At 72.8% G+C, this 26,266-nt stretch carries 19 protein-coding genes and 1 pseudogene; 11 read left to right on the forward strand and 9 right to left on the reverse strand.

Going from position 1 to position 26,266, the window contains the following annotated elements:
• The 4 genes and pseudogenes from ACZ41I_RS38080 to ACZ41I_RS38095 all read right to left on the reverse strand — a co-directional run.
• Positions 1 to 200 (reverse strand): annotated as a pseudogene (locus ACZ41I_RS38080) (poly-gamma-glutamate synthase PgsB); the annotation flags it as partial.
• Positions 201 to 275: 75 nt separating this feature from the next.
• Positions 276 to 2,204 carry a HAMP domain-containing protein gene (locus ACZ41I_RS38085; protein ID WP_468516302.1) on the reverse strand — a complete coding sequence of 643 codons (1,929 nt, stop codon included), beginning with the start codon at positions 2,202 to 2,204 and terminating at the stop codon, positions 276 to 278.
• Between the two features lie 960 nt (positions 2,205 to 3,164).
• Positions 3,165 to 3,896 carry a dienelactone hydrolase family protein gene (locus ACZ41I_RS38090; protein ID WP_468516303.1) on the reverse strand — a complete coding sequence of 244 codons (732 nt, stop codon included), beginning with the start codon at positions 3,894 to 3,896 and terminating at the stop codon, positions 3,165 to 3,167.
• A 97-nt stretch (positions 3,897 to 3,993) separates the two neighbouring features.
• The gene (locus tag ACZ41I_RS38095; protein ID WP_468516304.1) at positions 3,994 to 4,719 is read right to left on the reverse strand and encodes a sulfite exporter TauE/SafE family protein; all 726 of its coding nucleotides are present in this window, start codon (positions 4,717 to 4,719) and stop codon (positions 3,994 to 3,996) included.
• A 196-nt stretch (positions 4,720 to 4,915) separates the two neighbouring features.
• Here ACZ41I_RS38095 and ACZ41I_RS38100 point away from each other — a divergent pair, with 196 nt between their 5' ends.
• The 4 genes from ACZ41I_RS38100 (at position 4,916) to ACZ41I_RS38115 (ending at position 9,531) form a co-directional block, all read left to right on the forward strand.
• Positions 4,916 to 6,187: an aspartate kinase gene (locus ACZ41I_RS38100; protein WP_351243754.1), complete on the forward strand. Its 1,272-nt coding sequence runs from the start codon at positions 4,916 to 4,918 to the stop codon at positions 6,185 to 6,187.
• A 16-nt stretch (positions 6,188 to 6,203) separates the two neighbouring features.
• A complete protein-coding gene (locus ACZ41I_RS38105; protein WP_363215622.1) occupies positions 6,204 to 7,265 on the forward strand; it encodes an aspartate-semialdehyde dehydrogenase in 1,062 nt (353 codons plus the stop codon).
• Between the two features lie 314 nt (positions 7,266 to 7,579).
• On the forward strand, positions 7,580 to 8,254 hold the full coding sequence (locus ACZ41I_RS38110; protein WP_363215621.1) for a SigE family RNA polymerase sigma factor: 675 nt from the start codon (positions 7,580 to 7,582) through the stop codon (positions 8,252 to 8,254).
• 128 nt (positions 8,255 to 8,382) lie between these two features.
• Complete coding sequence (locus ACZ41I_RS38115) at positions 8,383 to 9,531, forward strand: hypothetical protein (protein WP_468516305.1); 1,149 nt, start codon at positions 8,383 to 8,385, stop codon at positions 9,529 to 9,531.
• Positions 9,532 to 9,652: 121 nt separating this feature from the next.
• Here ACZ41I_RS38115 and ACZ41I_RS38120 read toward each other — a convergent pair whose 3' ends face one another.
• Both ACZ41I_RS38120 and ACZ41I_RS38125 read right to left on the reverse strand, forming a co-directional pair.
• A complete protein-coding gene (locus ACZ41I_RS38120) occupies positions 9,653 to 10,441 on the reverse strand; it encodes an SURF1 family protein (RefSeq protein WP_468325598.1) in 789 nt (262 codons plus the stop codon).
• Positions 10,442 to 10,484: 43 nt separating this feature from the next.
• Complete coding sequence (locus ACZ41I_RS38125; protein WP_468516306.1) at positions 10,485 to 11,324, reverse strand: class I SAM-dependent methyltransferase; 840 nt, start codon at positions 11,322 to 11,324, stop codon at positions 10,485 to 10,487.
• Positions 11,325 to 11,407: 83 nt separating this feature from the next.
• On the opposite strand from ACZ41I_RS38125, the gene ACZ41I_RS38130 reads away from it, so the two are divergent.
• Positions 11,408 to 13,225: a S9 family peptidase gene (locus ACZ41I_RS38130; protein WP_399773505.1), complete on the forward strand. Its 1,818-nt coding sequence runs from the start codon at positions 11,408 to 11,410 to the stop codon at positions 13,223 to 13,225.
• Positions 13,226 to 13,232: 7 nt separating this feature from the next.
• Here ACZ41I_RS38130 and ACZ41I_RS38135 read toward each other — a convergent pair whose 3' ends face one another.
• Positions 13,233 to 15,035: an NAD-binding protein gene (locus ACZ41I_RS38135; protein WP_468516369.1), complete on the reverse strand. Its 1,803-nt coding sequence runs from the start codon at positions 15,033 to 15,035 to the stop codon at positions 13,233 to 13,235.
• 160 nt (positions 15,036 to 15,195) lie between these two features.
• On the opposite strand from ACZ41I_RS38135, the gene ACZ41I_RS38140 reads away from it, so the two are divergent.
• The 3 genes from ACZ41I_RS38140 to ACZ41I_RS38150 all read left to right on the forward strand — a co-directional run bounded on the left by ACZ41I_RS38140 (position 15,196) and on the right by ACZ41I_RS38150 (position 18,256).
• Positions 15,196 to 16,215 (forward strand): permease, encoded by a 1,020-nt coding sequence (locus tag ACZ41I_RS38140; RefSeq protein WP_468325591.1) that lies wholly within the window; start codon positions 15,196 to 15,198, stop codon positions 16,213 to 16,215.
• Positions 16,212 to 16,931 (forward strand): TIGR03943 family putative permease subunit, encoded by a 720-nt coding sequence (locus tag ACZ41I_RS38145; RefSeq protein WP_468516307.1) that lies wholly within the window; start codon positions 16,212 to 16,214, stop codon positions 16,929 to 16,931. Before ACZ41I_RS38140 ends, ACZ41I_RS38145 begins: the two co-directional genes overlap by 4 nt.
• A gap of 113 nt (positions 16,932 to 17,044) precedes the next feature.
• The gene (locus ACZ41I_RS38150; RefSeq protein ID WP_468516308.1) at positions 17,045 to 18,256 is read left to right on the forward strand and encodes a PH domain-containing protein; all 1,212 of its coding nucleotides are present in this window, start codon (positions 17,045 to 17,047) and stop codon (positions 18,254 to 18,256) included.
• 30 nt (positions 18,257 to 18,286) lie between these two features.
• On the opposite strand, the gene ACZ41I_RS38155 is transcribed toward ACZ41I_RS38150, so the two are convergent.
• A complete protein-coding gene (locus ACZ41I_RS38155; RefSeq protein WP_399773495.1) occupies positions 18,287 to 20,338 on the reverse strand; it encodes an NAD(+) synthase in 2,052 nt (683 codons plus the stop codon).
• Positions 20,339 to 20,496: 158 nt separating this feature from the next.
• On the opposite strand from ACZ41I_RS38155, the gene ACZ41I_RS38160 reads away from it, so the two are divergent.
• Positions 20,497 to 21,468 carry an ATP-binding cassette domain-containing protein gene (locus ACZ41I_RS38160; protein ID WP_399773493.1) on the forward strand — a complete coding sequence of 324 codons (972 nt, stop codon included), beginning with the start codon at positions 20,497 to 20,499 and terminating at the stop codon, positions 21,466 to 21,468.
• A complete protein-coding gene (locus ACZ41I_RS38165) occupies positions 21,465 to 22,262 on the forward strand; it encodes an ABC transporter permease (protein WP_399773490.1) in 798 nt (265 codons plus the stop codon). The genes ACZ41I_RS38160 and ACZ41I_RS38165 overlap by 4 nt, the downstream gene beginning before the upstream one ends.
• Positions 22,263 to 22,420: 158 nt before the next feature.
• Here ACZ41I_RS38165 and ACZ41I_RS38170 read toward each other — a convergent pair whose 3' ends face one another.
• Complete coding sequence (locus ACZ41I_RS38170; protein WP_468516309.1) at positions 22,421 to 25,579, reverse strand: ATP-binding protein; 3,159 nt, start codon at positions 25,577 to 25,579, stop codon at positions 22,421 to 22,423.
• Between the two features lie 295 nt (positions 25,580 to 25,874).
• Between ACZ41I_RS38170 and ACZ41I_RS38175 the strand changes: the two genes are divergently transcribed.
• On the forward strand, positions 25,875 to 26,204 hold the full coding sequence (locus tag ACZ41I_RS38175) for an SAV_915 family protein (protein WP_468516310.1): 330 nt from the start codon (positions 25,875 to 25,877) through the stop codon (positions 26,202 to 26,204).
• Positions 26,205 to 26,266 lie beyond the last annotated feature (62 nt).

Below are 26,266 nucleotides of genomic sequence, written 5' to 3' on the forward strand. Positions count from 1 at the left end.
GTCTTGGCGACGGTGACCAGGTCGCCGCCGCGCAGCGCGCCCGCACACAGCCGGGTGATGGAGGACTTGCCGCGGATGCCGTTGACCAGCACCCGCTGGGGTATCGCGGCGAGGTTGTCGTAGTGCCTGCGCTGTTCGACCATGCCGGCGATCAGGAGGCCCAGGGAGCTGATGAGAAGGACGCTGTAGAGGAAGAGCATGACCTTGCTTCTCGGGGCGGGCTCTTGAGGGGAGCGGCTAGGTGCTCTGGGACGGGAGTGGCTCTGCTCAGGTGCTCAGGTGCTCTGGGGCTGGGGCCGCCGCTCGGTGGCGGGGGCGTGGTCGCGCCGCCGGCGTCCCGCCGCGACCAGCTGCTGCCGGACGAGTTCGAGGCTGCGGGCCACGGAGCCCACCTCGTCGTGGTGGACGGGGTAGATCACACTGGTCCGGTCACCCGAGGCGAGTGCCGCCGCCGAGCGGTCGAGGGCGCGCAGCGGACGCAGGACGGCCAGCTCCAGCCAGCCCAGACAGAGCAGCATCGCCGTGAAGGCGAGCAGCCCGGCCAGCTCGGCGTGCCGCTCCGTCTCGTACGCGGCGAGGCGCGTCCAGGACAGCGGCTTGTGGGTGACGACCCGCCAGTGCAGGCCCGCGACGGCCGGTGTCCCGCTCACGTCGGCGTCGGCGGCGAGGGTGGTGCGGCCATGGCCCGGCGGGGTGCTGAAGGCGATGAAGCCCCCGTTGGCAGCGATGATCCTGCCCCGCGCGTCGACCAGCCACGACCGGCCGAGGCCGGGGCGGTTCAGGACGCCGTTGAAGGCGTCCGGCCGCAGTTCGGCGAAGAGCTTGCGCCTGCCGTCGCCCACGGGCACCACGGCCGCCGAGACCGGCGTCGTGCCGGAGGTGTTGAGCTGGAGCACGGCGGGCGCACCCGGCTTCACGGACCTGGCGGCGGCGGCGCGGTCGATGCCGTACGGGGCCTCGCCGGTGCGTGCGACGACGTGGCCGCCCGCATCCACGAGGTAGAGGGAGCGCCAGGCTTCGTGCCGGAGCAGCTGCTCGTGGAGTACGGCGGAGATGCCGCCGCGGCTGTCGTCGGCGGCGAGCTGGGCGATCGAGGAGAGGTCGGCGACATTCTCGTCGAGGGTGCGCCGGACGCGGTCGGCGGCGGCCTGGGCGCGGTGCCGCTGGTCCTGCGCGGCCTGCGCCGGCGCCTGCGTCCGCCCTTCGGCGAAGCTGAGCAGGGGCAGCGCCACGGCCCAGGCCGTGACGAGGGCGGCGCAGCACAGGACGACGATGCGCAGACCGGCGCGGCGGGACGGCGCGAGGGCCGGGCCGGAGGCATCGCTCTCCCCGGAGAGCCGGCGGCGCAGCGACTCCAGCGACCGTCCGATCCGTGCGGCTTCCCCCCACCCGCGCACCGACACCGGACGCTTGACGTCCCCGCCTGCGAGGCGGCGTGCTTCCTGGTGCAGCCGGAGCAGCGGGCGCTGCACATGACGGACCAGCAGCCAGGTGACGAGGAGGCCTATCGCGAGCAGCACGCCCGCTGCCACGGGGCCGATGAGGCTGTTGCCGTGCGCGGCGGTCCCGGCCGGTACCGGAACCGCCGTGGCCACGGAGAGCCCGAGCCCGCGGACGCGGTCGCCGTCGGGCACGGCCGCGCGTCCGATGACGAGATAGCCCCGGCCCGCGCGGCGCAGGTCGACCTTTCCGTCCTCGACTGCCGTACGCAGGGCCGTGTTGGTGACGTTCTTGCCGACGGCGGCGATGATGCGGCCGCCGCTGTCGGTGACGAAGGTGGAGCGGGCGTCCTGCTCGCTCGGCAGGCGCAGTGTCGCGGACGAGACGACCAGCCGGCTCTTGCCCGCGGCTCCGTCGAGGGAGGCGAAGGACAGCAACCGGGGAGCGCCGGAACGCCCGGCGACGAGCCGGGGCCGCAGTCCACCGCTGCCACGGTCGGCCGCGGTGAGTCCGTCGAGCGGCACGGCCTCTCCGCGCGCGGCGAGCAGCCGGCCCGAGCCGGTGTCCACGACGGCGAGCCCGCGCCATTTGGAGTAGACGTTCGTAAGGGACGTCAGGATCGCGTCAGGGCTTTTCCGGCTGCCACCGCCGAGCAGCTCGACGGCATCGTGCAGATCCTGTGCGCTCTGTTCCAGAGACGCTCCCAGAGAAAGCGCGGAATCGGTCGCGATATCCCTCTGGGACTCGGAGACGGCGCGGGACACGTCATGGTCTTGAGAATTCCCGACAGTAAATATGGTCAGGGCGCAAACGGCCGCCAAGAGGCTCGGTAACAGGGCTATGGGTGGGCGGACACCACCGAGCAGCGGCATGTCCGCGCGCCGGCGTCGCACCTTGCGGGGGTGAGGGGCAGGCTTCTCTGCCTGCATGAGAACACTCCTGAACAGTCAGAACGCAGCTTGCATGGAGATGCCGGCGGTGTCCGCGACCGCCCCGGGGACGACGTTCGCAACCACAGCTGCAGGCGACCTCCAAGACGAGGGAAGTCATGGGCGGGTTCATCGACAACCGCAAATTTCCCGTCAGTTGAGCCTGTGACGGGTGCCACATGATGTGACCGCAACCCGTGTCGGTGCGGTCTCTCTCATACAGAGGAACTGCGAATTCACGAACGAGCCCCCAGCCCGATTCCCGACGCGGCGAAAGGCCCTGCTGATCGCTCTCACCACAAGCGCGGCCGCGGCCTCGACCACCTTTGCCCTCATGACCGCGCAGGGCCCCGAGCCCGCACCAGCGCGCCTCCTGCGTCTGGCGGCCGACCTCCGCGGCCACGTCGACGGCTTCCCCGGGACGGCGGCTACCGCAGCCCCACTCCCGCCGAGCGCTCCGCCCTGGCCGCCGCGTCATGGCGCAGGAGATCGACGCACCGCTGGGGATCCGGCAGGGGAAGTGACCGCGAGCAGCGCCTCCGCGTCGACGTACGGCGCGGTCGGAGTCGGCTCGCTGTACCGGCGCAGCGGCCAGGCCTCGCCCTCCAGCGCCGGAACGCCGCCAGTCGTAGCGGTGCACGACGCCGCCGGCAGGAAGTGCACCCACGCCGCGTCCCGCCGCCGCCCGCGCAGACGATGTCGGTAGTGACCCCAGTACTACACGCCGAGGTGTACCGGTCTGTGGCTCTACGCCGAACGGGGTCTCAAGACAGAGCGGTACCGAAGGGCGCGAGACTAAAGGTGGGACTCCAGTGCGGCGTAGACCTTCCGCCAGGCGTCCGCGCCGGCCTGCGGGTCGTAGTCGGCCGGGCGGTCCGCGCAGGCGAAGCCGTGCCGGGCGCCGGGGTAGGTCACCAGTTCGTGCGGGACCTTCGCCTCGGTGAGGCGCTGTTCGGCCTGCTCCCATTCCTCGGCCGGGATGATGTGGTCCAGTTCGCCGCGGAAGCCCAGCAGAAAGGCACCGCCCTCGGCGATCCGCTCGCTGGTCTCCAGCGGAGGCACCGGGCCGACCAGGGGGAAGCCGCTGTTCAGGAGCCAACCCGGGTAGAAGACGGCGGCCAGCTCGAAGCTCAGCTCGGTCGCCGCCCGTACCGCGATGTGGCCGCCCATGCTCAGCCCGAGGAAGGCCACGCCCCGCTGCCCGGCCTCCCCGCGTGCCGCCGCGAGGGCCGCCGCGGCGTCGGCCACCAGCTCGTCCCGGTCCAGCGCGCGCATCAGCACCAGGCCGTCCTCGCGTTCCTCGGCGGAGTATCCGAGTTCTGTGCGGCGCGCGTTGCGCCAGTAGTAGTCGGGGGCCAGCGCGGTGTACCCCGCTGCCGCCAGCTCCGCGCAGGTGTCGCGGACGTAGGCGTTCACCCCGTACAGCTCGGAGCAGACCACCACGGCGCCGCGCACCTCACCCGTCGCGCGGTGCACGTACGCCTCGATGCCGCCCGCTTCGCCGAGTGTCTCCCATTGACCGGTCATCATCGTTCCCCCGTACCTCGATCATCGGTTTTCGGCTGAACTCTACTCAGGGGAAAGGGAGTTCGCCGTCGGACGGTGCGATGTGGCCGGAGCGGGGTCAAGCCGTCCCCATTCCCCACAGCCCCTTCGTGATCGCCGTCGCGCCGCCCGCCAGGGACAACAGGAGAACCAGATGGCGGGCCCGGTGTTCGGGGATGCGGTCGGCGATCGTGTGGCCGGTCAGGGCACCCAGCGCCAGCGCGGCGACGGCCACCGCCCACTGGGGTCCGGTCAGGCGGGGCGTGCCGTTCGCAGCGATCGAGAACGCGTTGACGGCGACACCGTAGAACTGGGCGTTGGGCACGAAGTCCCGTACCGTCCAGCCCGCGTTGAGGGCGTACAACGACACCGGTGGGCCGCCCACCCCCGCCGCCGCGTTCATGAAGCCGCCCAGCGCTCCCGCGGTCACCGCTCCCTTGCCGCCGCGCAGGGCCGGCACCCGGGCGCCGCGCATCACGAGCAGGACGGCCGCCGTCACCAGCCCGCCCATCACCACCAGCAGGAGGGGACGCGGGAGTTGGCGGGTCATCCAGGCGCCCGCCGGGACCGTGCAGGCCGCGGCCAGGCACAGCGGGACCATGGCCGCGGGACGGACGCGGCGCCAGCCGCCCGCGAGGCCCACGACGCTGATGGCCCCGGCGGCGCAGTTGGCGAGCACCACCCCGTCGGCGGGGCCGAGCAGCAGCACCAGCGCCGGTACGGCGACCAGCGCGAAGCCCATGCCGGTCAGCCACTGCACGCATCCGCCGAGCAGGACGATCCCGGCGAGCAGCGTTTCCGTCATGTCATGCCCCCCTCATGGAAGGGAACGCTAGCGGTGCTCGCTGTGACCCGGGGCACTTTCCGCGTGGTCCCCGGCCCGGTGGGCAAGAGCCCTTCCGGAACACGACGGCCGACGTCTCACCATGCGGGAGCACGGTGGTGGGATTCGGGCGCTCGTTAGACTGAGCCGACACAAACGAACCGAGCGAGGAGCGCACGTGGGCCTTGTCGTGCAGAAGTACGGAGGCTCCTCCGTAGCCGATGCCGAAGGCATCAAGCGCGTCGCCAAGCGGATCGTGGAAGCGAAGAAGAACGGCAACCAGGTTGTCGTCGTCGTTTCCGCGATGGGCGACACGACGGACGAGCTGATCGATCTCGCCGAGCAGGTTTCTCCGATGCCTGCCGGGCGCGAATTCGACATGCTGCTGACCGCCGGAGAGCGGATCTCCATGGCCCTGCTGGCGATGGCGATCAAAAACCTGGGCCACGAGGCCCAGTCCTTCACCGGCAGCCAGGCAGGCGTCATCACCGACTCGGTCCACAACAAAGCACGGATCATCGACGTCACGCCGGGCCGGATCCGCGACTCGCTGGACAAGGGCAACATCGCGATCGTCGCCGGTTTCCAGGGCGTCAGCCAGGACAAGAAGGACATCACCACGCTGGGCCGCGGTGGTTCCGACACGACGGCCGTGGCGCTCGCCGCCGCGCTCGACGCCGAGGTCTGCGAGATCTACACCGACGTGGACGGCGTGTTCACCGCCGACCCGCGCGTGGTGAAGAAGGCGAAGAAGATCGACTGGATCTCCTTCGAGGACATGCTGGAGCTCGCGGCCTCCGGCTCCAAGGTGCTGCTCCACCGCTGTGTGGAGTACGCCCGCCGCTACAACATCCCGATCCACGTGCGGTCGTCCTTCAGCGGACTGCAGGGCACCTGGGTCAGCAGTGAGCCGATTGGGGACAAGAAGGTGGAGCAGGCCATCATCTCCGGTGTCGCGCACGACACCTCCGAGGCCAAGATCACGGTCGTCGGCGTGCCGGACAAGCCGGGTGAGGCCGCCGCGATCTTCCGGGCCATCGCCGATGCCGAGATCAACATCGACATGGTCGTGCAGAACGTGTCCGCCGCCTCCACCGGCCTGACGGACATCTCCTTCACGCTGCCGAAGACCGAGGGCCGCAAGGCCATCGACGCGCTGGAGAAGAGCCGCTCCGGCATCGGCTTCGACTCGCTGCGCTACGACGACCAGATCGGCAAGATCTCGCTGGTCGGCGCCGGTATGAAGACCAACCCGGGCGTCACCGCCTCCTTCTTCGAGGCGCTGAGCGACGCGGGCGTGAACATCGAGCTGATCTCGACCTCCGAGATCCGTATCTCGGTCGTCACCCGCAAGGACGACGTGCCGGAGGCCGTCCGTGCCGTGCACACCGCTTTCGGGCTCGACTCGGACACCGACGAGGCCGTCGTCTACGGCGGCACCGGCCGTTGATCCCGGGTACAGGCCGATGACCAGCAAGCCGACGCTCGCGGTCGTGGGAGCGACCGGAGCCGTCGGCGCGGTCATGCTCCAGATCCTGTCCCAGCGCGCGGACATCTGGGGCGAGATCCGCCTGATCGCCTCCCCCCGCTCGGCCGGCCGCAAGCTGGCCGTGCGCGGGGAGGAGGTCGAGGTGACGGCCCTGAGCGAAGAGGCCTTCGACGGGGTCGACATCGCGATGTTCGACGTCCCCGACGAGGTCGCCGCCCAGTGGGCGCCGATCGCCGCCGCGCGCGGTGCGGTCGTCGTCGACAACTCCGCCGCCTTCCGGCTGGACCCCGAGGTGCCGCTCGTCGTACCCGAGGTCAACCCGCACGCCGTACGGGTCCGCCCGCGCGGGATCGTCGCCAACCCCAACTGCACGACCCTGACGATGATCGTCGCCCTGGGCGCGCTGCACGCCGAGTTCGGGCTGCGCGAGCTGGTGGTGTCGTCGTACCAGGCGGTGAGCGGGGCCGGGCGGGCCGGCGTGGACACGCTCCGCGCCCAGCTGTCCCTGGTGGCCGGGACCGAGCTGGGGACCAAGCCCGGCGACGTACGGCGGGCCGTCGGCGAGGACACCGGGCCGTTCCCCGATCCGGTCGCCCTGAACGTCGTCCCCTGGGCCGGCTCCCTGCGGGAGGACGGCTGGTCGTCGGAGGAGATGAAGGTCCGCGACGAGGCCCGCAAGATCCTCGGGCTGCCGCAGCTGCCGGTCGCCGTGACCTGCGTACGGGTCCCGGTGATCACCACCCACTCGCTGACCGTGCACGCCCGCTTCCAGGGCGAGGTGACGGTCGACCGGGCCCGGGAGATCCTCGCGACCGCGCCCGGTGTGGTGCTGTGCGACGACCCGGCCGCCGGCGAGTTCCCCACCCCCGCCGACGTGGTGGGCACCGACCCGACCTGGGTGGGCCGGCTGCGGCGGGCCCTGGACGACCCGACCGCGCTCGAACTCTTCGTGTGCGGCGACAACCTCCGCAAGGGGGCCGCGCTGAACACCGCGCAGATCGCGGAACTGGTCGCGGCGGAGCGGGGCGACCGGGCTTAGGCCCGTCAGGAGCAGGTTTGTAGGATCTGTGTAAGAAGTGTGGCCGGAAGCATGGTCCGAACCACTTGAAACCATTGCCCAGGGCAACAGAGGATTTCCCTCCCCGTCCCCGCAACCTTGCGGCGGACGGGGAGCGTCTTTGCGGTCACTCTTCGGGCGTGGGGACGCCGTGACCGGGTCGGGTGCGGGGACCCACCCATATCGGAATATAAGGGAAGAGCGGGACGCATGACGGCACTTGAGGTACGGCCGGTCGTCGCACATGTGACGCCCGGCACGTACAACCCTGGCGGGGGCAGGCGTGTCCAACTGGCGTGGCAGAGGTACTCGAACTCAGTGCGGTCCGCGGCACGGCGGCCCTCCGGCCGCCCCGTGCGGCGCTCCGGCCCCGCACGCCCGGCGGCATGCCGGTGATCGCGCCCATGCCCGCAGCGCGGCCCGCCCGCATACCCAGTCAGCGTGACGGTGCCGAGGATGCCGCGGCGACCGAGGCCGTCGGTACGACCGTCGACCACCTCACCGAGACCTACCGCGCGCACTACCGCTCGCTGCTCGGCCTCGCCGCGCTGCTCCTCGACGACACCGCCTCCTGCGAGGACGTCGTCCAGGAGGCCTTCATCCGCGTGCACTCGGCCCGCAAGCGCGTCCGCGACCCCGAGAAGACCCTCGCGTACCTCCGCCAGACCGTCGTCAACCTCTCCCGCTCGACCCTGCGCCGCCGCATCCTCGGCCTGAAGCTGCTCTCCAAGCCGATGCCGGACATGGCGAGCGCGGAGGAGGGCGCCTACGACCAGCTGGAGCGCCGCGACCTCATCAAGGCGATGAAGGGCCTGCAGCGCCGCCAGCGCGAGGTCCTGGTCCTGCGCTACTTCGCGGACATGACCGAGGCCCAGGTCGCCGAGAGCCTCGGCATCTCCCTCGGTTCGGTGAAGGCGTACGGGTCACGGGGGATCGCCGCGCTGCGGGTGGCCATGGAGGCACCAGCATGAGCGAGCGAGCCGAAGGGGGCGATTCCGATGAGCGCCACTCCCACGAACGTCACGAGCCCTTCGCCTGGCACGAACCGACGAAGCGGGACGAGCAAGAGCACACGCAATCGCACGCTGGGAACGGAACTGTGAACCACGGCCCCGACGAAAAGGGCACCGAGGGCCGCCGCCACGGCCCCACCGGGCCCGAAGCGGACCGGGACGGGCTCGGCCAGGACCTGGACGGGTCCGGCCCGGCCCGGGACGGGCTCGGCGCCGACGAGGCGGCGCTGCGCCGGATGCTGCACTCCGCCGTCGACGACATCGAGCCGCGCGTCGGCACGCTGGACCAGCTGCGCCGGGCCGTCCCCGCGCGGCGGGCCCGCAAGCGGCAGGCCGCCGTCGGCATGGCCGCCGCGGCCCTGTTCATCGGCACCGCGATCCCCGCGCTCGTGCACGTCTCCCGCGCCGGCGACACCGACTACAACACCGCCATGGCCGGCCAGTCCTCCCAGGCCCAGGGCGGTACCGGGCAGAGCAGGGACAAGGGCGGCGACAAGGGCCCCCGGAGGGGCACCAGCAGCGCGAGCGCCCAGCCGGACAAGGGGCCCGGCAAGCCCGGTGAGACGGGCAAGCCCGGCGGCGGCACCACCGGCTCGACCGGCGGCGCCAACCCGTCCGCCACCCTCACCGCGGGCGGCGTACCCACGTGCACGGCGGCCCAGCTGGGCTCCGCCACCGGCACCGCCGACGTCCCCGACTCCGCGGGCGTGGTCTACGGCACGTTCCGCGTCGTCAACACCTCCGCCGCCGCCTGTACCGTCGCCGGTGCGGGCACCATCACCCCCACCGCGGTGGGCGCGGCCGAACAGGCCAAGATCAGCAGTACCCGGCATGTGGCCGGGGACGCGGCGACCGATCTGCCCGACCCCTCGCTGGAGGTCACCGGGCTGCTCCTGCAGCCGGGCGCGGCCTACGAGGAGAAGTTCGCCTTCGTACCCTCGGAGACCTGCCCCACCACCGGCGGCGACAACCCCACCGGCGGCACGGACCCGGGCCGGCCCTCGCCGGATCCGACACCCACCCCGGACGCGAACGCCTCCGGCGGTTCGGCCGACGGCGGCGGTTCGGGGGGTTCGGCGGGTCCCACGACCCAGCTGATGACCGAGGGCGGTACGGCGGACGGGAGCGTGCAGGTCACGCATACCGCGGAGGGCGGTTCACCGTCGGCCACGGCGACGGTGACCGGGGAGTGCGCGGGCACCGTGATCTACACCGGGGTGCTGGCGGGGGCTTAGCGCCGTCGGCGGTCAGGCGCCGTAGCTGCGGGCAGTCGTGCCGCCGGGGCGGCACGGGTGGGCGCAGCGGCACCCTGCACGGGCCGGCAAGCGATCCCGCCCCGGCCCGCACCGGTACCGGTCAGCTACTGCTCACCGGTTCCGGCGCTTCCTCCGGCACCAGGCCCAGCGCAGCGTCCCGCACCGCCTCCGCCTCCCGCCGCAGCAGCCGGAACCACATGAAGACCACGAAGCCGGCGAAGACGAACCACTCCCCGGTGTATCCGAGGTTCTGGAACGCCTTCAGATCCAGCCCGGTACCGCCCGGCGCCGTCGCGGGCACGCCCCTCATCCCGGAGTCGGCCCGGTCGAGCGTGACCCAGGCGTCGTACAGCCGGTCCGGCACCAGGTTGACCAGCGACGCCGAGCTGATCGCCGCGGTCTGCCCCGCCGGCAGCCCGCCCTGCGCGCTGACCCCGTTGTCCCCGGGCGTCTCGGACGCCTGCAGCGCGCCGGTGACGGTGACCTCACCGCTCGGCGGCGCGGGCGCCTTCGCCGGGTCCGCCTTGCCCGGCAGCCAGCCCCGCACGACCGGCAGCGCCTTGCCGGAGCCGGTGCGCAGCAGGGTGAGGACGTAGAAGCCGTTCTTGCCGTCCAGTTGCCGGCCGGGCACCAGCAGCTGCTTGCCGTAGTGCCCGCTCGCGGTGACCCGGCGGCCCGAGGTGGCCTTGTCGACGGGCAGCATCGACTCCAGCGGACGTGCGGTCTCGTGCCGGTCGGACGCGGCCTGCTCGGTCGCGGCCCGGTGGTCCTGGACCCGCCCCTCGAACCGGCTCAGCTGCCAGGACCCCATGAAGACGCAGAACGGGATGGCGAGCAGCACGAAGACGTTGATGCCCCACCAGCGGGGTGTCAGCAGAAACCGGTACACGCCTCCCACGGTACGGCGCCCGTGCCGCGTCGCTGCCCGCGGGTCAGCCCTTGGTGGCCTTGAGCGAGTAGATCAGCGGGATGCGCGGGTGGTCCGCCGGGAAGCGGTGGTAGCCGTCCCGGACCTCGAAGTTCTCGAAGCGCGGGAAGAGCGAGACGTCGTGTTCGTGCAGGAACTCGATGCGCAGCCCGGTCGCGGCGAGCGCGGAGACGACGTCGCCGAGGGTGTGCTGCCACTGCACGCTGCGGTTGTGGACGGTCACGGCGTCCTGGTCGGCGTAGGTGCCGGGCTCTTCCCACACCTGCCCGTCGCGGGCGAAGTAGTCGCGCACGATCCGCGAGCCGGTCGCGTCGTCCAGGGCCTCGGTGATCGGGTGGAACTCGGCGAGGTACAGGAAGCCGCCGGGCGCGACCAGCGAGGCGGCCGTCTCGGCCCAGCGGCGGATGTCGGGCAGCCAGCACAGCGCGCCCAGCCCGGTGTAGACGATGTCGTACGACGCCTCGGGTACGGCGTCGGCCGCGTCGTACACGTCGCTGGTGACGAACGCGGCGCGTTCGGGCCCGTGGCCAAGGTCGGCGGCAAGGGAGCGGGCGGCCTCGACGGCCGGTTGGGAGAAGTCCAGGCCGACGACGCGGGCGGCGCCCCGGTGGACCCAGGAGAGGGTGTCCGTCCCGATGTGGCACTGCAGGTGCAGGAGCGTCCTGCCGGTGACGTCGCCGACCTCGGCCGCCTCGAAGTCCCGCAGGACGTCCGGGTGTGCGCGGAAGCCGGCGAGGTCGTAGTACTCACCGGCGACGTGCACGGGGACCCTCTCGTCCCACATGGCCCGGTTGTCCTCGCGCCAGCCGTCGGGTGCGGAATGATGGTCGACCTGCGTGCTCATGGTCGGGAAGTTATCCACAGGCTGCGCACACTCGCCACCCAATTGTCGGCGCGGCCAGGCAGTATGGGCGCATGACTGGGGCGATGAGTGAGAGCAACGGGCCGGGTGCGCGGGACGCGGCCGGCATGCCGGACTGGGAGAAGCGCTTCCGTGCGCCGCGGGTGTCGCTGCCCGACTGGGCGGAGGACGCGCCGCACCGCTCCCTGTTCGTGTCGAACGCGACGGGCACGTACGAGCTGTACGCCTGGGACCGTGCGACGGGCGAGCAGCGGCAGGCGACGTTCCGGCCGAACGGCACGACGGACGGCGTGCTCTCCCCGGACGGCGCCTGGATCTGGTGGTTCGACGACAAGGACGGCGACGAGTTCGGCATCTGGCGCCGTCAGCCCTTCGGAGGAGGGGCGGACGAGCCCGCCGTCCCCGGCCTCGACCCCTCCTACCCGGCCGGCCTGGCCCTGGCCCGCGACGGCCGCACGGCGGTCGTCGGCCGCTCCACGGACGAGGACGGTACGACGATCCACCTGGCGCGCGAGGGCCAGGACCCGGTCGAGATCTACCGGCACCGCGAGTCGGCGGGCGTCGGCGACCTCTCGCACGACGGCTCCCTGATCGCCGTCGAGCACACCGAGCACGGCGACGCCATGCACGCGGCGCTGCGCGTGCTCCGCCCGGACGGCACGCCGGTCGCCGAGCTGGACGACACCAAGGGCGGCACCGAGGAGCTGGGCCTGGAGGTGCTGGGCTTCGCACCGGTCGACGGCGACACCCGCCTGCTCATCGGCCACCAGCGCCGGGGCCGCTGGGAGCCGCTGGTGTGGGACGTGACGACGGGCGAGGAGACCGACCTCGCCCTGGACCTCCCCGGTGACGTCAGCGCCGAGTGGTACCCGGACGGCTCGGCCCTGCTCATCGCCCATGGCTTCGAGGCCCGCAGCGAGCTGTACCGCTACGACCTGGGAAGCCGCGAGCTGACCCGCATCCCCACCCCGCCCGGCACGGTCTCCGGCGCGACGGCCCGCCCGGACGGCAGCGTGGAGTACCTGTGGTCGTCGGCCGCCGAGCCCCCGGCGGTGCGGTCGACCTCCGGTGGTGTGGTGCTGGATCCGCCCGGCATGGCCTGCCCGCCGTCGGTGCCGGTGGAGGACGCGTGGGTGGAGGGCCCCGGTGGCCGCATCCACGCGCTGATCCAGAAGCCGGCGGGTGCGAGCGGCCCCCTGCCGACGGTGTTCGACCTGCACGGCGGCCCGACCTGGCACGACAGCGATTCCTTCGCCGCGGGCCCGGCCGCCTGGGTCGACCAGGGCTATGCGGTGATCCGCATCAACTACCGCGGCTCCACCGGCTACGGCCGCGCCTGGACCGACGCCCTCAAGCACCGGGTCGGCCTGATCGAGCTGGAGGACGTCGCCGCGGTCCGGGACTGGGCGGTGTCCTCGGGCCTCGCCGACCCCGCCCGCCTGGTCCTCACCGGCGCCTCCTGGGGCGGCTATCTCACCCTGCTCGGCCTCGGCACCCAGCCCGAGGCGTGGACGCTGGGCATCGCGGTCGTGCCCGTCGCGGACTACGTCACCGCGTACCACGACGAGATGGAGGCCCTGAAGGCCATGGACCGCACCCTGCTGGGCGGCACCCCGGAGGAGGTCCCCGAGCGCTTCGAGGCCTCGTCCCCGCTGACGTACGTCGACGACGTCAAGGCCCCGGTCTACATCTCGGCGGGCGTCAACGACCCGCGCTGCCCGATCCGCCAGATCGACAACTACGTCAAGCGCCTGGAAATGAGAGGCGCGCCCCACGAGGTGTACCGCTACGACGCCGGGCACGGCTCACTGGTGGTGGACGAGCGGATCAAGCAGGTGAGACTGGAGATGGACTTCGCGGCCCGGCACCTGGGTGCTTCCTGAGCGAGGGTCAGCGCAGTTCCGCGAGGCCTCTGCGAGTGGCGGCGACGACGACCCGGTCCTCCTTCGACAGCACATGGTCCGGTGCCGTGTCCGTCCGTCCCTCCAGGGCCAGTACCCTCCAGGACCCGGCCCGGAAGGCGTCCCGCACCGTCCGTCCCTCCAGCTGGGGGTGCCCGGCGACATCGACCGCGGCGAACAGCAGCACCCTCCGCTCCACCGCGATGGCGCCGAGCACCTGCCGCCCGAGCATCGCCCCGGCGAACGCGGGCGCGGCCAGATGGGTGACGCTCCGGCTCCGGGTCAGGGCGTGCGGGTACGCGGCGCGCAGGGTGCGGTACACGGCGGTGGCGAAGTCGTCGTCGTACAGCCGCAGCACCACCCGCAGGTCGGGCCGTACGGACCGTGCGTACAGCACGGCCTCCAGGTTCGTGGTGTCCGCGCTGGTCACGGCGAGCAGTGCGTACGCCCGGTGGATCTTGGCGGACTCCAGCACCCCTTCCTGGGTGACGTCCCCGAACACCACCGGCACCCGCAGCCTGCGCGCGGTCGCAAGGCCCCGTGCCTCCGGGTCGGACTCGACGCACACGACGGGGATGTTCAGCTCGCGCAGCCGGGTCAGCACCCGGGTGCCGATCTTGCCGAGCCCGAGCAGCACCACATGGCCGCCGAGTCCGCGCGGTGGTTTGCGCAGCGCGGAGGCCGTGCGGAAGGTGCCCAGCGCCTCCAGCACGGCCGCCAGCAGCACCGGAAGCAGCAGCAACCCGACGAGTCCGGAGAGGAGTTGGAGGATCTGCCGGCCCAGCGGCGCGCCGATGGCCGGGTCGTCGATGGCGAACAGGTCGAGGAGGGTGTAGTAGAAGGCACGCAGCGGATGGATCCCCGGCGTGACCACCCACAGCGCCACGGCGAGCGCGACCACGCACGCCGTCGCGCCCGCCAGCGACCACCGCAGCCGCCGGGAGAACAGCGAGGCGAGCGGCGGTACTCCGCCTCGGCCGGGCGCGGCCGACTCCCCGCCGCCCGCCGACGACACCTGCTCCAGCACCACGGCCGCCCGCCCGGCGGCCTGCCGTACCTCGTCGTCGTCGGGCAGCAGCCGCGGCTCCTGCTCCCCGCCGCCCTCGGGATCCGCGCCCGGCGGGGACAGCAGGGCGAGCGTGCACAGCCCGGATCCGGCCGACGGCCGTTCGACGGCGCGCAGCAGCAGCCCCTCGGTCTGTACGACCTTGCTGGTGCCGGCGACGGCGGTGGCGGCCAGTGCGGGTGCGGCGGTGTCGGCGTCGGACAGCACGGTGGTGGACGCGTCCGAGCCGCCCTCGCCGTTGCCGGCCGCCAACGCAGCGGCCTGGTCGAGGAGTTCCTCGATGTGCTGGCCCAGCCGGCGGTTGTAGAGCCGGAGGACGAGCCGCAGCCGCGGGTTGAGCCGGCGGGCGGTCAGCGCGGCCCGGATGTTGGTCTCGTCGTCGTCGAAGACGAGGGCGAGCGCGGCGGCCCGTTCCACCCCGGCCTCGGCGAGCACGGCCTCGGTGACCTCGAAGGCCTCCAGCACGCGTGCACCGTCACCCCCGTTGCCCCCGCCGCCGGTGCTCGTGGCCGGCGCGGTGTGCGCGGATCCGGCGCCGCCGCGGCCGACCGCGGCGCTCACCACACGGTCGAACAGCGCGGCCGACGCGGAACGGGCCCGGCCGACCACCGGGGGTCTGGCGGTGCGCTCGTTCGGCGGTACCACGAGGGTGACCTGCTCGCCGTAGACCCCGCGCAACTCGGCGGCCAGCCGGTGCGCAAGCCCGTCGTCACCGCACACCACCATGTGCGCCGGCGGGGCACTGGGCCCCCCTTGATACGGAACGCTCGCCACGAGGTGAAAGAGTGCCCCAGGAAGAAGGGTGGTTCCAGCAGCGGTGTGAACACCTGGGGGACCCTGCGCGTACTGAGGGGGAGGGAGCCAGTACAGCCGGAGGTATCCACCCGTGGCCATCACCGAAGACGCCCCGCCCGGCGCGGAGGTCACCCCCACCGGTGTACCGGCCGCCCAGGAGGGCCGCCGGCTCAGCTCCCCGCTGGTGCTGGTGCTGACGCTGCTGCTGGCGGTGCTCGCCCAGTCCCCGATCCGCGGGCTCCTCGGCACCCCGGCGATGCAGAGCTGGATGACGGTGTTCGTCGCGGTGACCGTGCAGGCGCTGCCCTTCCTGGTGCTCGGTGTGCTGCTGTCGGCGGCGATCGCGGTGTTCGTGCCGCCGTCGTTCTTCGCCCGCGCCCTCCCGCGCAGCCCCGCCCTCGCCGTCCCCGTCGCCGGGATCGCGGGCGCCGTGCTGCCGGGCTGCGAATGCGCGTCGGTGCCGGTCGCCGGAGCACTGGTGCGCAGGGGCGTGTCCCCGGCCGCCGCCCTCGCCTTCCTCCTCTCCGCCCCCGCCATCAACCCGATCGTGCTGACCGCCACCGCCGTCGCCTTTCCCCACGACCCGGAGATGGTGCTGGGCCGCTTCCTGGCGAGCCTGCTCGTGGCGTGCGCGATGGGCTGGCTGTGGCAACGGCTGGGCCGCACCGACTGGCTGCGCCCGCCGGCCCACGGTGCGCACGAGGGCGCGACGAAGGGGGAGGCGTTCTGGAACTCGGTGCGGCACGACACCATGCACGCCGGCGGGTTCCTGGTGCTCGGCGCGATGGCGGCGGCCACGCTGAAGGCGGCGGTCCCGGCGGACTGGCTGCGCACGGCGGCCGGAAACCCCGTCTTCTCCGTGCTCGCCCTCGCGGTCCTGGCCGTGCTGCTGTCCATCTGCTCGGAGGCGGACGCGTTCGTCGCGGCCTCCCTCATCCAGTTCTCGCCGACGGCCAAGCTGGTGTTCCTGGTCGTGGGTCCGATGATCGACCTCAAGCTCTTCGCGATGCAGGCCGGCACCTTCGGCCGTACCTTCGCCCTCCGCTTCGCCCCCGCCACCTTCGCGCTGGCGATCGCGGGCGCCGTACTGACCTCGGCGGTGCTGCTGTGAACCGTCAGTCCCAGGCCGCCGTCCTGTTCCTGCTCGGTGCCGCCCTCCTGCACGCGGGCGGCACCGGCCTCTACCTCCGCTACGTCAAGGAAGGCCTGCGCCCGCTGCTGCTGGCCGCGGGTGTGGTGCTGATCGCGGCGGCGGTGGCGACGGTCTGGTACGAGCGCCGGCGTGCCCGGGCCGCCGCCCGCTCACACGGTCACGCCCACCCCGAACCCCGCATCTCCTGGCTGCTGCTGCTCCCCCTCCTCGCCCTCATCCTGGTCGCCCCGCCCGCCCTCGGCTCCTACAGCGCCCTGCGTTCGGGGACGGCGCTGCAAAAGCCGTACGCCTACGGCGCGTTGCCCGCCGCCGACCCCGCCCCCCTCTCCGTGATCGACTACGCCTCCCGCGCCGCCTACGGCCACGGCCGCTCCCTGCACGGCCGCACGGTCCGCGTCACCGGCTTCCTCGCCCTGGACCACTCGGGCGCGCCGTACCTGGTCCGCATGGCCCTCAACTGCTGCGCGGCGGACGCCCAGCCGGTGAAGATCGCCCTGACCGGCACCCTGCCGCCGGTCCTGCGGCCGGACGCCTGGCTGGAGGTCACCGGCACCTACTCGCCCCGGCTCACGCGGGATCCCGTCAACGGCGGCCCCATCCCGTACCTGAAGGTCACGTCGGCCAAACCGGTTCCGGTACCGCACGACCCGTACGACGAGACCTGGAACACCTGAGCCATCCGCGCACGAGGTCGTCAAGTGAGCGTGGTCCAGGCAACACCTGACCCTCCTTCATTGCCGGAACCGGCACAAGAACACCCCGGTGGCCCGGATGCACAATCGCGGGCGTGAACAGCTCTGACATGCTCTGCCGGTCCCCCTGGAAGCACGGCGTCCGCTGGTCGGTGGTCATCGGGGCGGGCGGGGGACTGCTCGCCGGAGTGGGGCTGGGGTGTGCGGGCGTGCTGCCGGACACCGTCCCCCTCGTGCTGGTGACCATCGGACTGTGCCTGGTGGGGGCCGCCGCGTGGTCGCTGTACCTGGTGACGGGCTGGGCGCGCGCGGACGCCTACGGGCTGCACACCTGGACGTTGCTGCGCCGCCGCAGCGTGCCGTGGCAGGAGGTCACGGATCTGCTGGTGCGGGTGCAGACCCTGCCCCGGGGCGGGGAGAACCGGCGCGTCATGGTGGCGCTGCGGGGTGGGCGGAGGCTGCTGCTGCCCCAGCCGTCCAGTGCCGGGTACGGCAAACCGGCCTTCGCCGAACGGCTGGCCGCGCTGCGCCGGATGCACCGTCGGTACGGCACTCCCGAGTCGACCGCGGTCCGCCATGTCACCGGCAAGAGCGTGGGCAGCGGCTGGGCGGGCCGGTTGTGTGCCTGCCTGCTGCTGCTCGTGGCGGCGGGTACGGCCGCGTGGTTCGTGTCGGCCGCCACGGCGCACCAGCGGGCCTGGGAGAAGGCCGTGCCCTGCGCGGCCGGGACGTCCGACGCCGACGCGTACGACTGTCTGTCCACCCTTCCGGCGGTGATCTCCCGGACCGATCCGCGCGGGCCGAAGCAGACCAGCCATCTGTACTTCGCCCATGGCAACCCGACCGACCGGCTGGCGGTGTCCGCCGATGCCGCCGAGGCGTTCCAGCCCGGCGACCGGGTCGAACTGACTGTCTGGCACCACCAGGTGATGAAGGTCGCGGGGAAGCGGTACGTCTGGCACGACCACGTCATCACGGGCGGCAGTGTGGCCGTCACGGCGGCCGCGCTCGTCCTCGTCGCGGGGTATCCGGCGGCCCAGGTGCTGCTGCGGCTGCGCGGGCGGCGGCTCCGGCGGCCCGACGACGAGGTGCTGCCGTCGGTCCTGCCGTTCGCGGGCGCCCTCGCCGGTACGGCCGCCTGGCTGCTGCCGCTGTGCTACCTCCACCCCACGGACCTGGCCGGCGCCACGGGGCCGGTCACCTGGCTGGCCGTCGGTTCGCTGGTCTCGGTCGCCCTGTTCGTCCTCGCCTGGCGAGCCACCCGTTTCCCGACGCCGCCAGAGCCGCAAGTGCCGCGACTCGCATAGGACTTCGGGGTGCCGGGGCGGTGGGCCCGCCTACTTCCTGCCCTCCTCCCCGAGCAGGCCGAAGCGCTCCAGGTCCCGCAGCCAGGCGTGGGCGTTGCCGTCCGACGGGGCGCGCCAGTCGCCGCGCGGGGAGAGGGAGCCGCCCGCCGAGACCTTCGGGCCGTTCGGCATCGCCGAGCGCTTGAACTGGGAGAAGGCGAAGAAGCGGCGGACGAAGACCTCCAGCCAGCGCACGATCTCCGGCAGCTGGTACGTGCCCCGGTCGGCCTCCGGGAAGCCGGGGGGCCAGGCGCCGGCCTCCTTGTCGTGCCAGGCGTGCCAGGCGAGGAAGGCGATCTTGGAGGGGCGGAAGCCGTAGCGCAGGACGTGGAAGAGGGTGAAGTCGTGCAGCGCGTACGGGCCGATCTTCGACTCGGTGGACTGCATCTCCTCGCCGGGGACGAGTTCGGGGCTGATCTCCGTGTCCAGAATGGCGGCCAGGATCTTGCCGGTCTCCTCGTCGAACTGCTCGCTGCTGATGACCCAGCGGATCAGATGCTGGATCAGCGTCTTCGGCACACCGGAGTTGACGTTGTAGTGGCTCATCTGGTCGCCCACGCCGTACGTGGACCAGCCGAGCGCCAGTTCGGACAGGTCGCCGGTGCCGAGCACGATGCCGCCGCGCTGGTTGGCGAGGCGGAACAGGTAGTCGGTGCGCAGGCCCGCCTGGACGTTCTCGAAGGTGACGTCGTACACCGGCTCGCCGGAGGCGAAGGGGTGGCCGATCTCCTTCAGCATCAGGCGTGCGGTCGGCGTGATGTCCAGCTCGGCCGCGGTCACGCCGAGGGCCCGCATCAGCCGGTGGGCGTTGTCCTTGGTGTGGTCGCTGGTGGCGAAGCCGGGCAGGGTGAAGGCGAGGATGTCGCTGCGCGGGCGGCCGGCGCGGTCCATGGCGCGGGCGGCGACGATCAGCGCGTGCGTGGAGTCCAGTCCGCCGGAGACGCCGATGACGACCTTGGGGCCGCCGATCGACGCGAGGCGCTGCTGGAGGCCGGCGACCTGGATGTTGTACGCCTCGTAGCAGTCCAGGGCGAGGCGGTCGGGGTCGGCGGGCACGAACGGGAAGCGTTCGAGGCGGCGGCGCAGGCCCAGGTCGGTCAGCGGAGGGTCCAGCTCGAACGACACCGTGCGGAAGTCGGCGGTGCGGGCGGTGTGGGTGCGGCGGTTCTCGCCGAACGTGCCCATCCGCTGCCGCTCCTGCCGCAGCAGGTCGAGGTCGACGTCGGCCACCGCGTACTGCTCGCCGAGCGGGAAGCGTTCGGTCTCGGCCAGCAGCACCCCGTTCTCGTAGATCAGGGTCTGGCCGTCCCAGGACAGGTCGGTGGTCGACTCGCCGAGACCGGCCGCCGCGTAGACGTACGCGGCGAGGCAGCGTGAGGACGCCGACCGGCACAGCAGCTTGCGGTCCTCGGCCCGGCCGACCGTGATCGGGCTGCCCGAGAGGTTGACCAGGACGGTCGCCCCGGCGAGGGCCGCCTCCGCGCTCGGCGGCACCGGCACCCACATGTCCTCGCAGATCTCCGCGTGCAGCACGAGACCGGGGACGTCCTGCGCGGCGAAGAGCAGGTCCACGCCGAAGGGGACCTCCGCGCCGCCGAGCCGGATCGTTCCGCCGCGCTCGTCGTCGCCCCCGGCGATCTGCCGGCGCTCGTAGAACTCCCGGTAGTTCGGCGGGTACGACTTCGGTACGACGCCGAGGATCCGGCCGCGGTGCACGATCACCGCGCAGTTGAAGAGCCGGTCGCGGTGCCGCAGCGGGGCGCCGACGACCAGCACCGGCAGCAGGTCCGCCGACTCGGCCACGATCGTGGCGAGCGCCTTCTCGACGTCGTCGAGCATGGCGTCCTGCAGCAGCAGGTCGTCGATCGCGTACCCGGACAGACACATCTCCGGGAACACGGCGACGGCGACGCCCTCCTCGGCGCACCGGCGCGCATGGCGCAACACCGCCCCGGCGTTGGCGGCGGGGTCGGCGATGACGGTGTGGCCCGTGCACGCGGCGACGCGCGCGAAGCCGTGCTGGTAGACCGACCAGAAGCTCAACGGGACCTCTTTCCGAAGCGACTTTCCCACAACAGGAAGCCTAAAGGGAGCCCGTCACCCACCGCCCACCTGCGGGTTTCAGTGTGCTGAAGCCCTTCCTGGCGGGCTGAAACCCGGCTGAAGCCGTGCTGAACCGCCCGGGCGGCAGTCTCTGCGGCATGACGACGACGGACCACGAACTCGCGATCGCAGCCACCGGGCTGCGCAAGTCCTACGGGGACAAGACCGTCCTCGACGGCATCGACATCCATGTGCCCGCCGGGACGATCTTCTCCCTCCTCGGACCGAACGGCGCGGGCAAGACCACCGCGGTCGGCATCCTGTCCACCCTGATCTCCGCCGACGGCGGCCAGGCGCGGATCGCCGGGCACGATCTGACCCGTGAGGCCCAGGCGGTCCGGGCGGCCATCGGGGTCACCGGCCAGTTCTCGGCCGTGGACGGGCTGATCACCGGCGAGGAGAACATGCTGCTGATGGCCGACCTGCACCACCTCTCCCGCCGGGAGGGCCGGCGGGTCACCGCCGGGCTGCTGGAACGCTTCGACCTGGTCGAGGCCGCGAAGAAGCCCGCCTCCACCTACTCCGGCGGTATGAAGCGCCGCCTGGACATCGCCATGACCCTGGTGGGCGACCCGCGGATCATCTTCCTCGACGAGCCGACCACCGGCCTCGACCCCCGCTCCCGCCACACCATGTGGCAGATCATCCGCGAGCTGGTCTCCGGCGGTACGACCGTCTTCCTCACCACCCAGTACCTGGAGGAGGCCGACCAGCTGGCCGACCGCATCGCCGTTCTCAACGGCGGCAAGCTGGTCGCCGAGGGCAGCGCCGGAGAGCTCAAGCGGCTCGTGCCCGGCGGCCATGTACGGCTGCGCTTCGCCGACCCGGTGACGTACGAACGTGCGGCCACCGCGCTGCGCGAGGTCACCCGGGACGACCAGGCGCTCACCCTGCAGATCCCCAGCGACGGCACCCAGCGCGAGCTGCGCGCCATCCTCGACTGGCTCGACGCCGCCGGTATCGAGGCCGACGAGCTGTCCGTGCACACCCCCGACCTGGACGACGTGTTCTTCGCCCTGACCGGCAGCTCCGTACCTTCCCAGCCCACCGACAAGGAGACCGTCCGATGAGTGCCGCCGCCACCCACGCCGTCCGTGACAACCTCACCATGCTGCGGCGCAACCTCCTGCACGCCCGCCGCTATCCGTCCCTCACCCTGAACCTCCTGCTCACCCCGGTCATCCTGCTGCTGCTCTTCGTGTACGTCTTCGGTGACGTGATGAGCGCCGGCATCAACGGCGGCCACGCGGACCGGTCGGACTACGTCGCCTACCTCGTCCCCGGCATTCTCTTCCTGACCGCCGCGATGACCTCGCTCGGCACCGCGGTGTCCGTGTGCACCGACATGACCGAGGGCATCATGGCCCGGTTCCGCACCATGGCGATCTCCCGCGCCTCCGTGCTGATCGGCCATGTGGTCGGCAGCGTGATCAAGACGCTGCTGGCTCTGGTGCTGGTCCTGGGCATCGGGCTGGCCATCGGCTTCCGGCCCGACGCGACGCCGGTGGAGTGGATCGCGGTGATCGGGCTGATGGCGCTGGCCGGCCTGGGGCTGACCTGGATCGCGGTCGGCATGGGCCTGGCGAGCCCCAACCCCGAGGGGGCCAGCAACATGGGCACCCCGCTGGTCATGCTGCCGTTCCTGTCCAGCGCGTTCGTGCCGGTGGACGCCATGCCGAGCTGGTTCCGCTGGTTCGCCGAGTACCAGCCCTTCTCGCCGGCCATCGAGACGCTGCGGGGGCTGCTGCTGGGCAGCGGGATCGGCACGGAGAACGCCGTGCTGACCGTGGCGTGGTTCGTGGGGCTGTCGGTGCTGGGGTATCTGTGGTCGAAGGCGCAGTTCAATCGCGAGCCGAAGCGGTGAGGTCTGCCGGCCGGCGGCCGCGGGTGCGTGGTGGGCTGGTCGCGCAGTTCTCCGCGCCCCAGGGGAGCTGCAGCTCGCCGCCCCGTTCAGGCGCCGTAGCTGCGGCACCTGGCGACGCGGGTCAGCGAACCCACCCCCACCGGCCCGCAGGGTGCCGGTCAACCTTGGGGAGCAGTCAGCTCGCGCAGCGCCTCCGCGCGCAACTCCTCCCGCCCCAGGGCGGCGTACCTCGACCTCGCGTCGGCGTACGCCGCCCCGTCGGCGTTCCCGGCCAGTGCCCGGGACCGGGACAGGGACAGGGTGGGGAACTCCCGCACCGCCGGCATCCGCTCCGCGAGCGCCACCAGCCGTACGGCTTCCCGTTCGCCCCGGGCCAGCCCGGCGAAGCCGAGCGCCAGCAACACCGTGCCGTACACCGGCAGTTCCACCGGAGCGCCGTCGGCCACAGTGCCGTCCGCCGGGGCGCCGGACAGCATGTCGAGCAGCCGTTCCCGCAGTTCCTCGGCGAGGTGGGCCACCGGCTCCAGCCGGCCGGCCTGCGCGTGCGCCGCCAGCGCGGCCGACCGCAGCTCCAGCGACCACGGTTCCACGAACGGGTCACCGGCATGCAGCAGTCCGACCTCCTGTACCTGCGCGACCGCCCGGCGCCACAGCCCGAGTCCGACCTCGGTCAGCCCCCGGGCCAACGCGATCTCCGCCCGGCTCGGCAGATCGGAGGAGAAGATCTGGGCGGACTCCGATGGCCGGTCCAGCTCCGCGAGCCTCAGCCAGTACTCGGCCTCGTCCAGTTCCCCACGCTGCAGACAGGCCAGTACCAGCCCCGAGTGCACCCCGACCGAGTCCGACCAGTCGCCGTGCCGGCCGAACTCGTCGAGCGCGTCCAGTGCGGCCCGCAGATGGCCGTACGCCTCCGCGCCCCGCTCGGACTGCAGGCACAGCTCGCTGATCCGCCCGTGACTGAGCAACGCCATGGCCGGATTCCCGAGCGGTTCGAGCGCGTCGAGCATCCGGCGGGCGTACTCCAGCGCGCCTTCCGAGTCGTGCCGGGATTCCCATACATAGCTCGCCACGCAGGCCGCGACGCCCGCCAGCAGGGGCTCGTCGGCCTCGCAGAGTTCCAGCAGCCGCCCGTACCGCGGCGGGTGCATGTCCGGTACGGCACACAGCACGATCGACAGCGCCCGCACCACGGTGTCCGGTGGCGCGGGCGGCAGCCGGCGCAGGATCACCAACTGCCGTACGGCGTGCGGGCCGCGGCCCATGAACAGGCTCGCGGTGCACACGACCGCCGCGCTGCGGGTTGCCTCGACGTCGTCCGGACCGGGGCGGAACCGGGACAGCGGCCCGCCGGACTCGGCGACCAGGGCGGCGAGCCGGAGGTAGTTGGAGTCGGTGGCCCACAGGGAGGCCAGTACGGCGGTGACGGCGGCCGTGCTCGGCCCGTCCTCGCGGGCCAGGGCGTGCCGCAGCGCCAGGACGAGGTTGTCCTGCTCGGCGCGGATGCGCAGCCACGCGGCCACCGCGTCGGAGCTGAACAGGACGTCGTGATGGGCGCGGCCGAAGTCCCGTGCCCAGGCGAGGAACCGGTCGGTGACCGCGTCCTCCTCGCCGGCTTCGGCACGCTTGACGGAGCCGAACTCCCGGAGTGTCTCCAGCATGTGGAAGCGCACCCCGGAGGGGCTGTCGTCCACCTTGATCAGGGACTGCCCGGCCAGTTGCTCCAGCAGCGCCAGCGTGTCCCCGCCCTCGCCGAGGACGTACTCCGCCGCGTCCTCGGCGAAACCCCCCGGGAACACGGACAGGGCGCGCAGGGCGGCCTGTCCGTCGGGTTCCAGCAGGTTCCAGCTCCAGTCGACCACGGCCCGCAGGGTGCGATGCCGCTCGGGCGCGTCGCGCGCACCCCCGCGCAGCAGGGTGAACCGGTCCCTGAGCCGGCGGGAGATGTCGGCCACGGACAGCACCCGGACCCGGGCCGCGGCAAGCTCCACGGCGAGCGGCAGCCCGTCCAGGTGCCGGCAGATGTCGGCGACCAGCTCGGGAGGCAGCTCCACACCGGGCCGGGCGGCCCGTGCCCGCCGGGTGAAGAGTTCCACCGAGGTCGCCTGGGACAGCTCCGGCAGGGCGTACACGGACTCCGAGGTCAGCCCCAGCGGGGCCCGGCTGGTGGCCAGGACCCGCAGCTGCCTGGACCGCGACACCAACGCCTGGACGAGAGCGGCCGCACCCGTGATGACGTGCTCGCAGTTGTCCAGCACCAGCAGGGCCGGCCCGGCCCCCAGCGCGCCCACGATGCCGCTCACCACGTCCCCGCCCCCGGCGAACTGCCGGCCCTCTCCGGCGCCGACCGCCGAGGCCACCTCACCGGCCACGTCGGCGTCGGCGGTGACACCGGCCAGGGCGACGAAGTGCACCACGGGCTGCTCGGCCGCCCGGCTCACCGCGTGCGAGAGCCGCGTCTTGCCCAGCCCGCCGGGGCCGACCACGGTGACCACCCGGGCCGCGCGCAAAAGCCCGGCCACGGCGGCGATGTCGGCGTCCCGGCCCAGCAGCGGATTCGGGTCGTGCGGCACACCGTGACGGACCGGCGGTGCGTCCGCGCTCAGCAACTCCTGGTGCACGGCCCTGAGTCGGTGTCCGGGATCGGTGCCCAGATCGTCCCGCAGCCGGCGGCGGTAGGCGTCGTAGCGGGTCAGTGCCGCGGCCCGGCCCGCGGTGGCGGCCTCGCAGCGCAGCAGCTCCGCCAGCACCTCCTCGTCCCGCGGCAGCTCCTGAGCCAGTTCGGCCAGGGGCGCCGCGGCCTGATCCCGCCGGCCCAGCCGGGCCAGGGCGAGCGCCCGGGAGCGGACCAGCGAGCGGTGTGCCCGGACCCGGTCGGCACGCAGCGCCACCAGCGGGTCGTGCAGGTCCTCTCCGGCCGCGGCACCCACGCTTCCGTCCCACAGCGCCAGCCCGGCCTCGGCCTCGGCCAGCGCGCCGTCGTGGTCCCCGGCCCGTGCGCGCTCGGCGCTCGCCGCCTCGCGCAGCAGCAGCGCCGACGCGTCGACCTGCGTCTCGTCCAGGGCCAGCCGGTACCCGGCCGGTGTGCTCACGACCAGCTCGGCACCCAGCTGCGCCCTGAGCCGCGACACCAGGATCTGCACCGCCTTGCCCGGCCGCTCGGGCAGCTCGTCCGCCCACAGCCCCTCCACGAGCCGGGCCGTGCTGCAACCGGTGTGCAGATCCTCCGCGAGCAGCGCGAGCAGACCGCGCAGCCGGGGTGCGGTGATCTCCCGCCCGCGGCAGGCGACTTCGGACAGCAGGGTCAGCTCGGTCGTCACGCCCCGAAGAGTAACCAGGGGCCCGGCCGGCGGATGCCTCGCCGTTGCCGGGTGCGCGTCCATGGCGGCCGGCCCTGCCCGCGCGGCGCCCCCGCCGGAGCGGGTGCGGCTCCCTTGCCCGGCCCCGGTGCCGTCAGCATGCCGTCAAGGGCGTCCCGAACACCGTAAGCGTCCCGTCAGGGCACCTCCGGTACGCCCCGGCACCGGGCATAACCTCGGCACCGCGCCCCGGCACCGCCTCCCCGCGTCCGGGGCACCCAGATCCCTCGCTCCCTGCCGAACCGGGAGGCACCCCATGGCAGAACTCCGCTACGGCGAAGACCCCGAGCCCTCCGATCCGTTCCCGGCCGGACCCCTGTACGTCCCGGTCCGGCCGGGACCCTCCGGGTGTGCGGCCCGGCTCTTCCGCACCCCGCTCGGCGACCGTACGGCCGTCGGCTTCACCACCGAGCGCCGGCTGTCCGCCGCCCTCGGCCCCGGTCGGCCGTGGATCCGCCTCGCCGAGCCCGCCCTGCGCGCGCTGACCGCGCCGCTCGGTGTCACCGCCCTCACGGTGGACCCGCGGTTCACGGCCCCGCCCGCCGCACCGGCCGCCTCCGAATCGCCCGCGCTGCAGGCCGCGTGAGGGGTAGAACTCCGAGCAGCGTCCGGTCAACCTGAGCGTTCCGGCTGCCGCCCGGTGCGTGC

This window comes from Streptomyces sp. NPDC030799 (genome assembly GCF_055572255.1).

What these genes read in the sequence shown, in the direction of transcription:
- ACZ41I_RS38090 (WP_468516303.1), bottom strand. Translation starts at nt 3,896, where the DNA reads ATGACCGGTCAATGGGAGACACTCGGCGAAGCGGGCGGCATCGAGGCG.
- ACZ41I_RS38095 (WP_468516304.1), bottom strand. Translation starts at nt 4,719, where the DNA reads ATGACGGAAACGCTGCTCGCCGGGATCGTCCTGCTCGGCGGATGCGTG.
- ACZ41I_RS38105 (WP_363215622.1), top strand. Translation starts at nt 6,204, where the DNA reads ATGACCAGCAAGCCGACGCTCGCGGTCGTGGGAGCGACCGGAGCCGTC.
- ACZ41I_RS38125 (WP_468516306.1), bottom strand. Translation starts at nt 11,324, where the DNA reads ATGAGCACGCAGGTCGACCATCATTCCGCACCCGACGGCTGGCGCGAG.
- ACZ41I_RS38130 (WP_399773505.1), top strand. Translation starts at nt 11,408, where the DNA reads ATGAGTGAGAGCAACGGGCCGGGTGCGCGGGACGCGGCCGGCATGCCG.
- ACZ41I_RS38135 (WP_468516369.1), bottom strand. Translation starts at nt 15,035, where the DNA reads ATGGTGGTGTGCGGTGACGACGGGCTTGCGCACCGGCTGGCCGCCGAG.
- ACZ41I_RS38160 (WP_399773493.1), top strand. Translation starts at nt 20,497, where the DNA reads ATGACGACGACGGACCACGAACTCGCGATCGCAGCCACCGGGCTGCGC.
- ACZ41I_RS38165 (WP_399773490.1), top strand. Translation starts at nt 21,465, where the DNA reads ATGAGTGCCGCCGCCACCCACGCCGTCCGTGACAACCTCACCATGCTG.
- ACZ41I_RS38175 (WP_468516310.1), top strand. Translation starts at nt 25,875, where the DNA reads ATGGCAGAACTCCGCTACGGCGAAGACCCCGAGCCCTCCGATCCGTTC.